At 68.2% G+C, this 14,224-nt stretch carries 12 protein-coding genes; 6 read left to right on the top strand and 6 right to left on the bottom strand.

What is annotated here, in order from left to right:
* Nucleotides 1-76 precede the first annotated feature (76 nt).
* A complete protein-coding gene (locus ACYVF3_RS03610) occupies nt 77-949 on the top strand; it encodes an SDR family oxidoreductase (RefSeq protein WP_461152822.1) in 873 nt (290 codons plus the stop codon).
* 66 nt (nt 950-1,015) lie between these two features.
* Here the strand turns inward: ACYVF3_RS03610 and ACYVF3_RS03605 are convergent, their stop codons facing one another.
* The 6 genes from ACYVF3_RS03605 to ACYVF3_RS03580 form a co-directional block, all read right to left on the bottom strand.
* Complete coding sequence (locus ACYVF3_RS03605) at nt 1,016-1,807, bottom strand: VanZ family protein (RefSeq protein ID WP_461152821.1); 792 nt, start codon at nt 1,805-1,807, stop codon at nt 1,016-1,018.
* Nucleotides 1,808-2,631: 824 nt separating this feature from the next.
* The gene (locus ACYVF3_RS03600; RefSeq protein ID WP_461152820.1) at nt 2,632-3,375 is read right to left on the bottom strand and encodes a succinate dehydrogenase/fumarate reductase iron-sulfur subunit; all 744 of its coding nucleotides are present in this window, start codon (nt 3,373-3,375) and stop codon (nt 2,632-2,634) included.
* On the bottom strand, nt 3,375-5,267 hold the full coding sequence (locus ACYVF3_RS03595; protein WP_461152819.1) for a fumarate reductase/succinate dehydrogenase flavoprotein subunit: 1,893 nt from the start codon (nt 5,265-5,267) through the stop codon (nt 3,375-3,377). The genes ACYVF3_RS03600 and ACYVF3_RS03595 overlap by 1 nt, the downstream gene beginning before the upstream one ends.
* A gap of 107 nt (nt 5,268-5,374) precedes the next feature.
* On the bottom strand, nt 5,375-6,175 hold the full coding sequence (locus ACYVF3_RS03590) for a hypothetical protein (RefSeq protein ID WP_461152818.1): 801 nt from the start codon (nt 6,173-6,175) through the stop codon (nt 5,375-5,377).
* A 160-nt stretch (nt 6,176-6,335) separates the two neighbouring features.
* Nucleotides 6,336-6,626 carry a hypothetical protein gene (locus ACYVF3_RS03585; protein ID WP_461152817.1) on the bottom strand — a complete coding sequence of 97 codons (291 nt, stop codon included), beginning with the start codon at nt 6,624-6,626 and terminating at the stop codon, nt 6,336-6,338.
* Nucleotides 6,627-7,189: 563 nt separating this feature from the next.
* A complete protein-coding gene (locus ACYVF3_RS03580) occupies nt 7,190-9,001 on the bottom strand; it encodes a hypothetical protein (RefSeq protein WP_461152816.1) in 1,812 nt (603 codons plus the stop codon).
* A gap of 231 nt (nt 9,002-9,232) precedes the next feature.
* On the opposite strand from ACYVF3_RS03580, the gene ACYVF3_RS03575 reads away from it, so the two are divergent.
* The 5 genes from ACYVF3_RS03575 (at nt 9,233) to ACYVF3_RS03555 (ending at nt 14,175) form a co-directional block, all read left to right on the top strand.
* Nucleotides 9,233-11,491 (top strand): xanthine dehydrogenase family protein molybdopterin-binding subunit, encoded by a 2,259-nt coding sequence (locus tag ACYVF3_RS03575; protein ID WP_461152815.1) that lies wholly within the window; start codon nt 9,233-9,235, stop codon nt 11,489-11,491.
* A gap of 57 nt (nt 11,492-11,548) precedes the next feature.
* The gene (locus tag ACYVF3_RS03570; RefSeq protein WP_461152814.1) at nt 11,549-12,022 is read left to right on the top strand and encodes a (2Fe-2S)-binding protein; all 474 of its coding nucleotides are present in this window, start codon (nt 11,549-11,551) and stop codon (nt 12,020-12,022) included.
* On the top strand, nt 12,019-12,840 hold the full coding sequence (locus ACYVF3_RS03565; protein WP_461152813.1) for an FAD binding domain-containing protein: 822 nt from the start codon (nt 12,019-12,021) through the stop codon (nt 12,838-12,840). Before ACYVF3_RS03570 ends, ACYVF3_RS03565 begins: the two co-directional genes overlap by 4 nt.
* A 300-nt stretch (nt 12,841-13,140) precedes the next feature.
* Entirely contained in the window at nt 13,141-13,965 is an 825-nt protein-coding gene (locus ACYVF3_RS03560) for a helix-turn-helix domain-containing protein (RefSeq protein ID WP_461152812.1), read from the top strand.
* A gap of 3 nt (nt 13,966-13,968) precedes the next feature.
* Complete coding sequence (locus ACYVF3_RS03555; protein ID WP_461152811.1) at nt 13,969-14,175, top strand: DUF397 domain-containing protein; 207 nt, start codon at nt 13,969-13,971, stop codon at nt 14,173-14,175.
* The last annotated feature ends 49 nt before the right edge of the window (nt 14,176-14,224 follow it).

Raw genomic sequence — 14,224 nt, 5'->3', positions numbered from 1 at the left:
CTCGAAACCTACTCGGCGTAAGCTACCGCGAGTAAGCTACTGCGGAGTAGCTAGCGGTCGACTCGAGGGAGAGCAGATGGCGAACGTGTCCGGCAAGGTCGTCCTGATCACCGGTGCCGCCCGTGGCATCGGCGCCGAAACCGCACGCGAGCTGGCACGACGCGGCGCCAAGCTCGCCCTCGTGGGCCTGGAACCCGACGAGCTGGCCGCCGTCGCCGCCGAGCTCGGCGAGGGCCACTTCTGGGCCCAGGCCGACGTCACCGACCCCGACTCGCTGCAGGTCGCCGTCGACGCCGCGACCGCGAAGTTCGGGCGCATCGACGCCGCCATCGCCAACGCGGGCATCGCTCCGCTGGGCACGGTCCGGGAGGGCGACCCCCGCGGCTTCCTCAAGACCGTCGACGTCAACGTCAACGGCGTGTTCCACACCGCGCGCGCGGTGATGCCGGAGCTGGCCGCGAGCAAGGGCTACCTGCTGGTCGTCTCCTCGTTGTCGGCGTTCGCCCCGATCGGCGGCATGGCCGCCTACACCGCGAGCAAGGCGGGCAGCGAAGCGCTCGCATCCGCGCTGCGCATGGAGGTCCTGCACCTGGGTGTGTCGGTCGGCTCGGCGCACCCGTCGTGGATCGACACCGACCTGGTGCGCGAGGTGGCCGGCGACCTGAAGACCTTCACCGAGATGCGCAAGCGCCTGCCTTGGCCGATGCGCGCCATCACGACGCCGCAGCGGTGCGCCACGGCCTTCGCCAACGCCATCGAGCGCCGCAAGCGCCGCGTCTACGTCCCGCGCGCCGTCATGCTGATGCACTGGCTGCGCAACGTGCCGGGTTCGGCGCTGGTGGAACTGGTCATGCGGCGGCAGCTGATCCGGCTCATCCCGCAGCTGGAGGCCGAGACCCGCGAGCTCGGGCGCTCCATGAGCGCGCGGAACGAGAAGCTGAACTCGTAGAAGCGCCGCAGCGCGGAGGGCCGGTGGTCGGGATCGCGACGGGAGTGCTCCCGACCACCGGGGTCTTCAGCGGGTGCGCTGCTGACCCACCAGAGCGCGCGGCGCGGGACCGCCGACCAGCCCGGGCGGCTGGCGGAAGACTTCCTGCCCCGCCAGCGCCGGGCGCTTGGTGAGCACCGGCTGCTGGGGCAGGGACGGGCGACGCCGCGGCAGGCTCTGCCGGCTCCACGCCGCGGCCTTGTAGCACTGGCGCTCGTGCTCGATCCGGGCGATGAGCAGCCAGACCGTCGGGTCGCTCTGCCCCGTGGTCCGGTGCTGCGGGCGACTGGTGGGGCTGATCCAGAACGGCAGCCGCACGAGCATCCCGCCGAGGGTGGCGCCGACGGAGTTGCAGACCACGTCGTCGGCGGAGCAGACGCGCCCGCTGATCGCGATGAACTGAATCGCCTCGATCGTCGCAGAGCACAGCAGGCCGCCGAGCGCGATCTTGGCGACGTTGTCGAACCACGGGAGCCGTTGCGGCACCAGCACGCTCAGCGGCAGCAGCAGCACGAGGTTGCCCACGAGCTGCAGCCACGGCTGCGAGTCGCCCGGAGCCGCTGTGAGCGCCTCCGTGACGTCATTGCCGATGTCGGGCCGGAACGGCTCGAGCGTCGGCACCTGGGGCGTGAAGACCAGGTAGCCCACGACGAGGACCGAATAGGCCAGGGCCCCGTCGATCATCGGCTCCCGCATCACGAACGGCTCGGTCGAATAGCCTCGGAACAAGGCTGATCCGCATCCGACGGCGCCCGCGATCAGGAGCAGTGTCGTCACCACCGGAACGAATCCGTCGAAAGCCACGAGAATCTGCTGCACGTCCGCCGCACTTCCTCTGGCAGCCAGCGCCAGAACTCAAGGCACGCGGTGAATCCTCCTCGGATCTCCCGAATACCTGAAAACCGTTGGGAATTGTCATTTCCAGCGGTCGGCGTTGACCGAAGTTTTCTGGGGTCTGCATCAGCCGGCGGCGGCCGGACGCCGCCTCGGGGTTTCGCGACGTCCGGCCGCCAGTCCCCTGTCGCCGATTCGGCGGCAGGGCGGGGTTTCGCGTCGTGAAAGGCCATTCGGCGTATCGATGGGCCCTCGTCGGGGTACGGTTCCCATCGGCCGTCCGGACGTCCACGGAGCGAGCCCCGCGACTGGTCGGTTGATGTCCATCTGAATCGACTCCGTTCGCACTGAAACGTAACCGGAGAAGCGGGCCGAACGACAGCTATGACGAGAACACGCCATGCCGTCACAGCCGTCCACAATGGATGAACCGGACGAAGTCAATCCGCTGCGGCCAGCGAATATTCGCGCGGAAAGCGACTTCTGGGCGCTCGCTGTCAGATAATTCACACAATTGCCAGCGCGCGGAGGTTCGTGAATTGTGTGTAACCGCGGGTGAACGCGATGATGAGTACCGTGAATAACGGGGAACTCGCGAGTGAATCGCTTCCCACCGCGCGGTGTCGAATGGGACGCATCCCGCTCGGCGCATGGTTGAAACTACACGCACCCGAACAGCCCCGTGCGGCTGCCTCCCACGAAAAGACGACGGCCCACCGAAAAAAGTCGGTGGGCCGTCGTGTCCGCGGTGAGGAATGCGGCGGAGTCGGCGCCTCAGGTGCGAGATTCCGCTCGCACGCGAGCAGTTCCTAGTCCTTCTTCTTCCGGAACAGGCGCAGGATCGGGTCGTATCGGTGATCCGCCACTCGCTCCTTCAACGGGATGAGGGCGTTGTCGGTGATGTGGATGTTCTCCGGGCAGACCTCGCTGCAGCACTTCGTGATGTTGCACATGCCCAGCCCGTGGTCGCCCCTCGCCTTGTCGGGCCGGTCCTCGGCCTCGTCGAGCGGGTGCATCTCCAGCTCGGCGACCCGCATCAGGAACCGGGGGCCGGAGAAGGCCTCCTTGTTCTCCTCGTGGTCGCGGATGACGTGGCAGGTGTCCTGGCACAGGAAGCACTCGATGCACTTGCGGAACTCCTGGGAGCGCTCCACGTCGACCTGCTGCATCCGGTACTCGCCGGGCTCCAGATCCGCGGGCGGCGTGAAGGCCGGGACCTCGCGGGCCTTGACGTAGTTGTACGACACGTCCGTCACCAGGTCCTTGATCAGCGGGAACGCGCGCATCGGCGTGACCGTGATGGTCTCGTCCTCGGTGAAGGTGGACATCCGGGTCATGCACATCAGCCGGGGGCGGCCGTTGATCTCCGCCGAGCACGAGCCGCACTTGCCCGCCTTGCAGTTCCAGCGGACGGCCATGTCCGGAGCCTGGGTGGCCTGCAGCCGGTGGATGATGTCGAGGACGACCTCGCCCTCGTTGACCTCGACGGTGAAGTCCCGCAGCTCGCCGTCATCCGTGCCGCGCCACACCCGGAAGTGCGCCTGGTACCCCATCACAGCTCCTCAACCTGGACGTCCGCCAGCTCTTCGTCGGTGTAGTACTTGCGCAGCTCCTCCAGCTTGAACAGCTCCAGCAGCTCGTGGCGCATCGGAACCTGCGGTTCCTCGGTGATCTCGATCCCCGAGCCGGACTGCTCGCAAACCAGGAGCTTCCGGCGCCACTGCGCGTCCATCGACGGGTGGTCGTCGCGGGTGTGCCCGCCGCGGCTCTCGGTGCGCAGCAGCGCTGCGCGGGCGACGCATTCGCTGACCAGCAGCATGTTGCGCAGGTCGATGGCCAGGTGCCAGCCGGGGTTGAACTGCCGGTTGCCCTCCACCTCGAGGTGCTCGGCTCGCTCCACCAGGCCCCGCAGCCGGCCCAGCGCTTCGCGCATCTCCTCGTCCCGCCGGATGATGCCCACCAGGTCGTTCATCGACTGCTGGAGCTCCGAGTGCAGCGCGTAGGGGTTCTCGCTCTTGCCCTCGGCCGGGTTGAACGGGTCGGCGGCGCGCTCCGCCGCAGCGTCCACATCGGACGGTGCGATCCTCGGGCGGTCCGCGAGGCCCTGCACGTAGCCGGCCGCGCCGGTGCCCGCCCGACGGCCGAACACCAGCAGGTCCGACAACGAGTTGCCGCCCAACCGGTTCGAACCGTGCATGCCGCCCGCGACCTCACCCGCGGCGAACAGGCCGGGTACGCGGGAGGCGGCGGTGTCGGGCTCGACCTCGACCCCGCCCATCACGTAGTGGCAGGTCGGGCCGACCTCCATCGCCTCGGTGGTGATGTCCACATCGGCCAGTTCCTTGAACTGGTGGTGCATCGACGGCAAACGCTTGGTGATGGTCTCGGCGGGCAGGCGCGTGGCCACGTCGAGGAAGACGCCGCCGTGCGGGGAACCCCGGCCTTCCTTGACCTCGTTGTTGATGGCTCGCGCGACCTCGTCCCGCGGCAGCAGCTCCGGCGGCCTGCGGTTGTTGTCCGGGTCGTCGTACCAGCGATCCGCCTCGGCCTCGCTGTCGGCGTAGTTGTCCTTGAACACCTCGGGGATGTAGTCGAACATGAACCGGCGGCCCTCGGAGTTGCGCAGCACTCCGCCGTCACCGCGCACCGATTCGGTGACCAGGATCCCCTTCACGCTCGGCGGCCACACCATGCCGGTCGGGTGGAACTGCACGAACTCCATGTTGATCAGCGTCGCCCCGGCGCGCAGGGCCAGCGCGTGCCCGTCGCCGGTGTACTCCCAGGAGTTCGAGGTGACCTTGAACGACTTCCCGATGCCGCCGGTGGCGAGGATGACCGCCGGGGCGTCGAAGAGCACGTACCTGCCGGACTCCCGCCAGTACGCGAAAGCACCGGACACCGCGGGGCCGTCCTTGAGCAGTTCGGTGACCGTGCACTCCTGGAAGACCTTGATGCGCGCCTCGTAGTCGCCGACCTCGGCGTGGTCCTCCTGCTGGAGCGAGACGATCTTCTGCTGCAGCGTGCGGATCAGCTCCAGGCCGGTCCGGTCGCCGACGTGCGCGAGCCTCGGGTACTCGTGACCGCCGAAGTTGCGCTGGCTGATCCTGCCGTCCGCGGTGCGGTCGAACAGCGCGCCGTAGGTCTCCAGCTCCCACACCCGCTGCGGGGCCTCGCGAGCGTGCAGCTCTGCCATCCGCCAGTTGTTGAGGAACTTCCCGCCGCGCATCGTGTCCCGGAAGTGCACCTGCCAGTCGTCGCGGGAGTTGACGTTGCCCATCGAGGCGGCGATGCCGCCCTCGGCCATCACGGTGTGGGCCTTGCCGAACAAGGACTTGCACACCACCGCTGTGCGCAGTCCCGCTGATCGCGCCTCGATCGCCGCGCGCAGACCCGCGCCACCGGCGCCGATGACGACCACGTCGTACTCGTGCCGTTCGATCTCCACTTCGAGTCCTTTGTGAGTTCGCTGGGAAGCGGCTGCAGCCGCTGATGTTCACCAGGGGATTTCCGGGCGCATCGCAGCCCGGGCCGTGCGCGAGGGCTGCGGCGCTGCTAGTTGAAGAGCCGGGGGTCGGCGAAGGCGCCGCTCGCCACGAGCATCACGTACAGGTCGACCAGCGCCACCGACACCAGCGACGACCAGGCCAGCAGCATGTGCTTGCCGTTCAACCAGGTGATCTTGGTCCAGAGCCAGTAGCGCACCGGGTGCTTGGAGAAGTGGTTGAGGCGCCCGCCGATGAGGTGGCGGCAGGAGTGGCAGGACAGCGTGTAGGACCACAGCAGCGCCACGTTGATCAGCATCAGCAGCGTTCCGAGCCCGACGCCGACACCGCCGTCGGTGCCCTTGAAGGCGATGACCGTGTCGTAGGTCAGCACCGACGCGACCAGCAGCGCCGCGTAGAAGAAGTAGCGGTGCACGTTCTGCATGATCAGCGGGAACCGCGTCTCGCCGGTGTAGCGGCGGTGCGGTTCGGCGACCGCGCAGGCCGGCGGCGACGCCCAGAACGACCGGTAGTAGGCCTTGCGGTAGTAGTAGCAGGTCAGCCGGAAGCCGAGCACGAACGGCAGCACGAAGATCGGCGGCGGGATCAGCCAGCCCAGGTCCGGGAACGGTTGCCCGAAGTGGCTGGAGCCCGGCACGCAGGCCGCCGACAGGCAGGGCGAGAAGAACGGTGCCAGGTAGTTGTGCTCCGGCACCCAGTACCACTGGTTCATGAAGGTGCGGATCAGGCCGTAGACCACGAAGGCCAGCAGGCCGAGGAAGGTCACCAGGGGCGGGAGCCACCAGCGATCGGTGCGCAAGGTGCGCGCACCGATGCGAGCGCGGCCGCTGGCGCTAGCGGGTGCGGACATTCTTTGACCTCGTTGTCGTGAGTCGTCCGACGTGCTCACCATGAGGCCGATCATTGTGGATCAGATCACAGCACGCTCGGTAGTCCCCCGACCGGCGCAATCTGCTCGCCGCGCCGCGCGCCCTGCACGGGTCCGCCGGGCGGAACCTGCTCGCCCGGGGTCAGTACCGCGAGTGCCCGCCGAGTCCCTCGTCGTCGGCGTCGCGCCACAGCGACGGGTCGTAGGGGGTGTCCGGCACGATCACCACGTCGTCGCGGGCGTCATCGCTGCGCCGCGGGACGGGCACGGCGGACGCGAGCTCGGCGGTGTCGATGTCGAGTCTTTCGAGGTCGTTGTCGATGCGGCGGACCACTGCGGCATCGCCGTACCGCTGCCGCAGCGCGCCTGCGCTTGCCCGCAGCTGCGTCAGCGCCCTCTGGAACTCGGCCAGTTCGGTCGTCGTGGGGGCCATCGGCGAACACCTCTCGCGCCTAGGTGGTGGGACCTCGGCCTAGACTCTGCCCGCCAACGCCGAATGTGACAAGTACCACACTCCAACGATCACCCACCCGTCCCCCGAACGAGCCCCAGAGCCCACCCCCACAACCACCACTCCCAACCCAACCCAACCCGACCCAGCCCAACTCCACCCAACCCGGCCCAACACCGCCCAGCACAACCCGGTCGAGCACAACACCGGCGAGCACGCGAAGTCACGTCCCAACTTCCGGGCAAATCCCAGTTTTAGCCCGAACTGAGCGGACAAATCGGGCACGAAGACCCCTCGGTTTGGACTAAGGAGTCGTTTCAGAATGCGGCGGAGCCGCTGTTTCAGGTGTGGGACTCAGCTGGCACCGCCGCGGGTTCTCACACGTCGTCTGGCGAGTACGCCGCGACGCCGTGTATTGGCATACATCAGGAGTGGCGCACGGAGTCCAGACGGCGTGTGAGGTTCCGCTACCCGCACCGCCAAGCAAGGTGATTCTGCAACGACCCCTAAAACTGGGATCGGGCGAGGTCACGCGCTTCCCAGGGTTATCGGGGGTCTGGGGTGAGGTGGGCCGGGGTGGTGTGGGAGTTGCTGCAGGGTGGACCTGAGATGGCTCGGCCGATGCGCTGCGCTCCCCAGCCCAGTGCGAAGACGTAGGCCAGCGACAGCGCTGACACCACCGACGACGCGGCGGGCCAGAGCCAGCCCGGGACGCTGGGGGCGGCTTCCCGGCGCAGCAGCTGGTACTCGGGCAGCGCTTCGCGGGTGAACTCCGCGGGCGCGGACACGCCCGGCTGGTTGCGGGTCGCGTTGGCCGGGAAGTACACCGGGGTCGCGAGGATGGCCCGGCCGGTGTGCAGCCGGATGATCGTCTTCCACGGCCCGGTCACCGGCATCGCCTGGTTGGTGCGGTAGACGCCGGGAGCGATCTCGGTCAGCCGGTCGACGTGCAGCGCGTGCCCGTGCCAGCCGGTGACGGTGAGCCAGGTCGGGTGCTGGGCCATCGTCACGGGCTCGATGCGCACGGTCGCCTGCTTCGTCGCCTCGTCGACCGCCACGCTGGCGCGCACGCCCTCCGGGGACGTCCCCACCAGCCCGTTGACCACCGCGGCCGCGATCCCGGCGACCGCCACCGCGAACAGGGCGTTGCGCACCCGCGCGGTCGGCAGCTCCCCGCGCAGCGCCCGCACCAGCAACGCTCCGATGAGACCGCCGCAGACGCCGCCGACCAGCGACATCGCCACGCCTTCGGGCAGCATGTCGGGCGACCACGGCAGCCGGTAGGCGGCGGCCGTCCACACGTATTCGCTGGTGTAGCCGATGGTTCCGATCAGCATCCCGGAGAACACGCCCAGCGCCAGCGGTCGTCGAGCGAGCGCGACGGCCGCGATCTCCACGCACAGCGCTTCGACCACGTACAGCGGGATCGCCGAGCTCAGCCCGCCCAGCACCGGTCCGACGAGGAGCGTGAGCACGCCGCGGGTGAGCACGAACAGGGCCACGGCGAGCATCGGGCCGCCGGGCCCCACCCACAGCCGCGCGGCGACGAGCGCGCAGCCGGCGGCGATGGCGATCAGCAGCGGTTGGAAGACCATGCGGAACTGCGGGACCCCGAAGTCCCACTCGGCCTGGAACAGCGACAGCCCGACCAGCAGCGCTCCGCAGAGCAGGCCGCGCCGCACGTAGAGCGCGCGCATGGTCTCGGCGCGGCCGGTGCGCACGAAGCGGCCCTCGCGTTCCAGCAGAGCCATCGCCACCAGCGACAGCGACGCTCCTCCGATGACCATCAACCGCGCGGGACCCCACAAGGTGACGTCCTGCCCGAAGAGCCGTTGCCACACCGCGTCGAGCGGGAATCCCAGCAGGGAGAAGAATCCGGCGAGTCCCAGCAGGAGTCCGCTGGTGGGCGCTTCCCAGCACCGGGTGATGCGCAGCGCGGCGCGGCCCGGGTGCTCACCGACCGGCAGCACCATCGCCAGCGTGCCCGCTGTGCAGAGCCCGAAGATCCCGAACAGGATCGGGTAGTGCGCCATGTTCGACAGCGGCCCCTCGCCGCGTCCCCGCGTGATGCGCAGCGCGATGTCCCAGTAGATCCCCAGCAGCAGCACCAGCTGCGAGAGCAGGGCGAGCCGAAGCGGGAACGCGGACCAGCCGGGAAGTCCGCGGAAGAGCCACGAGTGCTCGGAGCGTTCGGCGAGGCGGGCCAGCACCGTGATCTTCCCGGTGCGGTGGCCGTAGCCGAGGGCGATCAGCAGTGCGGCCAGCAGTGCGGCACTACCGGTGGCGATGAGGATCTGGCTGAGGGCCGCGCCATCCGCCGGTGCAGCGCCCGGCGACTGCTGGATGAGCGAGGTCATTCCGTGATCGAACACCAAAACCTACGACGATGTCAGGCCGTACTGTGACATTCAACGTTGTCAGAGTACGGGTTCACCCGATCAGCCGATCACCGCGTTGATCCTTCCGCCCCGCAGAATCCTCGACACGCCGACTTCTCCGAGCCTCAAGTCTTGTGGGTCACAGTCCGGAGCACAAGACTCTGGGGCAGTTCCCGAACTATTTTTGATCCTGTTGACTGCGAGGCAGCTTTGAGCATTCTCGGCACCCGGGTCCAACGTGTCGAAGACCCGCGCCTTCTCACAGTCGGCGGCACCTACGTGGACGACCTGCGCGAGCCCGCCCTGCAAGGGGCGCTGCACGTCCTGTTCGTCCGCAGCCCGCTGGCGAGCGCCACCATCACCGAAGTGGACGTCGACGAAGCCAAGTCCGCTCCGGGCGTGCACGGGGTTTTCACCGCTGATGACGTCGACCTCCCGCCCTACGCGTCGGGCGGAAGCCTCTCCGGCCCGACTCCGCCCGGACTGGACCGGCCGCACCTGGCCAAGGGCGTGGTCCGCTACGCCGGTGAACCGGTCGTGGCGGTCGTGGCCGAAACCCTCGGCCAGGCCCAGGACGCGGCGGAGATGGTCTCCATCGACTACGAGCCGCTGGACGCGGTGATCGACTTCGACGAGGCGCTGACCGGCGAGAAGCTGGTCTTCCCCGAGGCGGGCACCAACATCATCGGTGCCGCCGGTGAGCCCGACGACTCGCTCTTCGACGACTGCGAGGTCGTGGTCAGCGAGCAGATCCTCAACCAGCGCGTGGCCGCGGCCTCGCTGGAAGGCCGATCGGCGGCCTGCGCCTGGGAGGGCGAGAAGGTCACCTTCTGGCTGTCCAACCAGAACGCGCAGTCCTGCCGCGACGAGCTGATGGCCAACCTCGGCCTGCCGCAGGACAAGCTGCGGGTGATCACGCCGGACGTCGGTGGCGGATTCGGCGCCAAGATCGGCTCCGAGCAGGAGGCCGCGCTGCTGTCGTTGCTGTCCAAGCAGGTCGGCAAGCCCGTCAAGTGGGTCGAGACCCGCAGCGAGAACCTGGTCGCGATGACCCACGGTCGCGCGCAGCGGCACGTGGTCACCATCGGCGGCAGGCGGGACGGAACGGTCCTGGCCTACCGGTTGGACATCGTGCAGGACGTGGGTGCCTACCCGCGGATGGGCGCGTTCCTGCCGGTGTTCACGCGGATGATGGCCAGCGGCGTCTACGACATCCCGAAGGTCGAGTCGCAGGGCCGGACGGTGGTCACCAACACCACGCCGATCGGCGCCTACCGGGGCGCGGGCCGCCCGGAGGCCACCGCCGCGATCGAGCGCGCCATCGACCTGTTCGCCGCCGAGATCGGCGCCGACCCGGCCGATGTGCGCCGCGCGAACCTGGTGAAGCCGGAGCAGTTCCCGTACCAGACGGCGGGCGGGATGCTCTACGACACGGGCGAGTACATCAAGGGGCTCGACTCGGTACTGGAAGCCGCCGACTACGCCTCGCTGCGCGAGGAGCAGTCCAAGCGGCGCGCGGACGGGGCCACCAAGCAGCTGGGCATCGGACTGTCCAGCTACGTGGAGATCACCGCGCCGAACAACACCGAGGGCGAGACCGGGCACGTCGAGATCCGGCCTGACGGAAGCGTTCTGGTGCTTACCGGCAGCTCCGCGCACGGCCAGGGCCACTGGACGTCGTTCGCGATGCTGGTGTCCGAGCAGCTGGGCATCGACCTGGACAAGATCGAGGTCGTGCACGGTGACACCGACCTGATCCCGAAGGGCGTCGGGACGATGGGGTCCCGCTCGCTGCAGCTGGGCGGCACGGCCGTGCACCGCGCGGCTGTCGACGTCAAGGAGAAGGCCCGCAAGCTGGCCGCCGAGATGATCGAGATCGACGAGGCGGACCTGGAGCTCACCGACGGAACGTGGCAGGTTCGCGGCACTCCGAGCGTCACGGTCTCGTGGGCGGAGCTGGCGCAGAAGGCCGACGACGGGCTGGCCGCCGACGTGCACTTCGTGGAGGACCGGCCGACGTTCCCGTTCGGCAGCCACCTCGCGGTGGTCGAGGTCGACGTCGAGACCGGCAAGGTCGATTACCTGCGGCACATCACCGTCGATGACGCGGGTGTGATCGTGAACCCGGTGCTCACCGAAGGGCAGCGGCACGGCGGCATCGCGCAGGGCGCGGCGCAGGCCCTGCTGGAGGAGGTTTCCTACGACGCCGACGGAAACCCGCAGAACGCCAGCTTCGCCGACTACGCGATCATCACCGCGGCCGAGCTGCCGAGCTTCGAGCTGCTGACGATGGAGACGCCCACGACGTTGAACCCGTTGGGCGCCAAGGGGATCGGCGAGGCCGGGACCATCGGGGCCACTCCGGCGGTGCAGAACGCGGTGGTCGACGCGCTCGCTCACCTCGGCGTCCGGCACATCGACATGCCCACCACCCCCGAACGGGTGTGGCAGGCCATCAACCAGGCATAGAAATCCCGCTGATGTTGTTCAGGTAGTACACCTGCGAAGCGTTGAGGAGTTTCCTTCGTGCAAGTTTCGATCAACGTCAACGGCGAGCAGCGGAGCCACGAGGTCGAGGACCGCGCCCTGCTCGTCCAGTACCTGCGCGACGACTGCGAGCTGACTGGCACCAACATCGGGTGCGACACCACGTCGTGCGGTGCGTGCACGGTGCTGCTCGACGGTGAGTCGGTGAAGTCCTGCACGGTGCTCGCGGCGCAGGCCGAGGGCCACGACGTGACCACCATCGAGGGCCTGGCGGAAGGCGAGCAGCTGCACCCGATGCAGCGCGCCTTCCAGAAGAACCACGGTCTGCAGTGCGGTTACTGCACGCCGGGCATGGTGATGGCGTCGGTGTCCCTGGTGGAGGAGAACCCGAACCCGTCCGAGTCCGACGTCCGGTCCGGGCTGGAGGGCAACCTCTGCCGCTGCACCGGGTACCACAACATCGTCCAAGCCGTGCTCGAGGCGGCCAAGGAGAAGCAGGGGGCCGCGGAATGATCCCTGCCGCCTTCACCTACAAGCGCGCCGGCACGGTCGACGAGGCGCTGAGCCTGCTCGCCGAGCACGGTGACGACGCGAAGCTGCTGGCGGGCGGGCATTCGCTGCTGCCGCTGATGAAGCTGCGGCTGGCGGTACCGGAGGTCGTCATCGACGTCGGCGGCCTGCGCGACCTGTCCTACGTCCGCGAGGAGGGTTCGCAGATCCGCATCGGTGCCCTGACCAGGCACCACGACGTGGAGCACTCGGATCTGCTCAAGCGCGAGGTGCCGCTGCTGGCCCACGCGGCGGGCACCATCGGCGATCCGCAGGTCCGCCACCGCGGCACCATCGGCGGTTCGCTGGTGCACGGCGACCCGGCGTCGGACCTGCCGGCGGTGGCGCTCGCGCTGGACGCGGTCCTGGTCGCCCAGGGCCCGTCGGGCACCAGGGAGATCGCGATCACGGACTTCTTCACCGACTTCTTCGAGACCTCGCTCGGCGAGGACGAGATCCTGGTGGAGATCCGGGTCGAGAAGAATCCCGCGCAGGGCTGGGACTTCCAGAAGTTCACCAAGCGCGCCATCGACTGGGCGGTCGTGGGCGTGGCCGTCGCGGGCAACCGCGTCGCCCTCGTCAACATGGGGCCCACGCCGATGCGCGCGGCGGGAGTCGAGGAGGCCCTGGCCTCCGGCGCCAACCCCGCCGAAGCAGCGGAACGCGCAGCGGAGGACACCTCTCCCCCGGACCAGCCCACGGCGAGCGCGGACTACCGCCGCCACCTCGCCAAGGTCCTCGTCCGCAGAGCCCTCGAAGCCTCGGCCACCCGAGCGAGCTGACGACCCGAGCGAGCTGGACGGTCTCTTTTCGGGGGTGGGGGAAGTTTTCATGAAAACTTCCCCCACCCCACCGTCTACCTTCCACCCCAAAAACGGGTCCTCCCTTTCGTCGGCGTCCTACCGTCCGTCACTTGACGTGATCGACCGATCTTCCGGGGCCGCTCGCGTACACCTGGCGGCTGAATCCGCGCCGTTGTTCTCACGTGCCCACTGGTCACGTGCCGATCGTGATCTCGTTGTTGATCGTGATCGGGAGGAACGATGAGTGGCCGCGCGGGCGTACCGGTACGAGTCCGACGAGTGTCCAGCGAACTGCGAGAACTCCGGCTCCGCAGCGGCCTCGGCGCCGAAGAGGTCGCCCGAGCCCTGGGCATCTCCATGAGCAAGCTCTCCCGCATGGAATCCGGCCAGCGCGGCCTCCAACCGGATGACGTCGCAGCCCTCCTCGGCCTCTACCGAGTCCCAGCACAACGCCGAAACGAACTGCTGGAGATCGTCAGGAACGCCCACAAACCCAACTGGTGGCCGGCGCAGGAAAGCCGGACGCCGCTGCTGGAGGAACTGACCGCGTTCGAGAGGACCGCGATCGCGTTCCGCAACTACGAACCCTCGATCATTCCTGGTCTGCTGCAAACGTCCGAATACACCGTCGCGCTGTGCGAATCGTCTGCGCGCGAGTTGTCGGCCGCCGAGGTCGACCGCCTGGTCACGAGTCGAATGGAGCGGCAGCAGATCCTGCGCACTCGCCCAGATCAGGATTTCGAGTTCTTGATCGAGCAGACAGTGCTGGAACGCCACACCGGCGGGGCCGGGGTGATGTACCGCCAGCTCCGGCACTTGAATTCGACTATCAGCCGAGAGAACGTTGAGATTCGCGTGATGGCGTCTTCAGTGGGAACTCACTCGGGCATGGACGGTCCGCTCCTGTTGCTGCAGTTCACCGACCACCAGGACTTGGTCTACCTGGAGAACCGAGCTGCGACTTCCTACCTGGAGGAGCCAAAGTACGTGACCGAGACGAAGGACGTGCTGACGCAACTGCGCGGTCTTGCCCTGCCGACGACCGAATCCTTTGCATTGATCGCATCCCTCGCTGAGCGACTTGCTCGTGAGCTGAAGGAGTGAGCTGTGCTCTCTGATGAGCTGCCCTGGAAGAAGAGCTCCCGGAGCTCGACGTACAACAACTGCGTCGAAGTCGCCTTCACCGGCACCGACGTGCTGACTCGAGACTCGAAGAACCCCGGCAGCGAACCACTCCAGTTCACCGAGCCGACGTGGCAACGCTTCGTCGAGTCGCTCCGCGCAGGAAAGCTCGGCTCTCCTCACACGAGTTGACCCCACCACGAACCGGGCACCTCCGGCGAACCGCCGTCGGCGCCCTGTC

Source organism: Saccharopolyspora tripterygii, from assembly GCF_054778355.1.
Note: the sequence above shows the minus strand (reverse complement) of the source record. Positions and strands in the feature narration are given on the sequence as shown.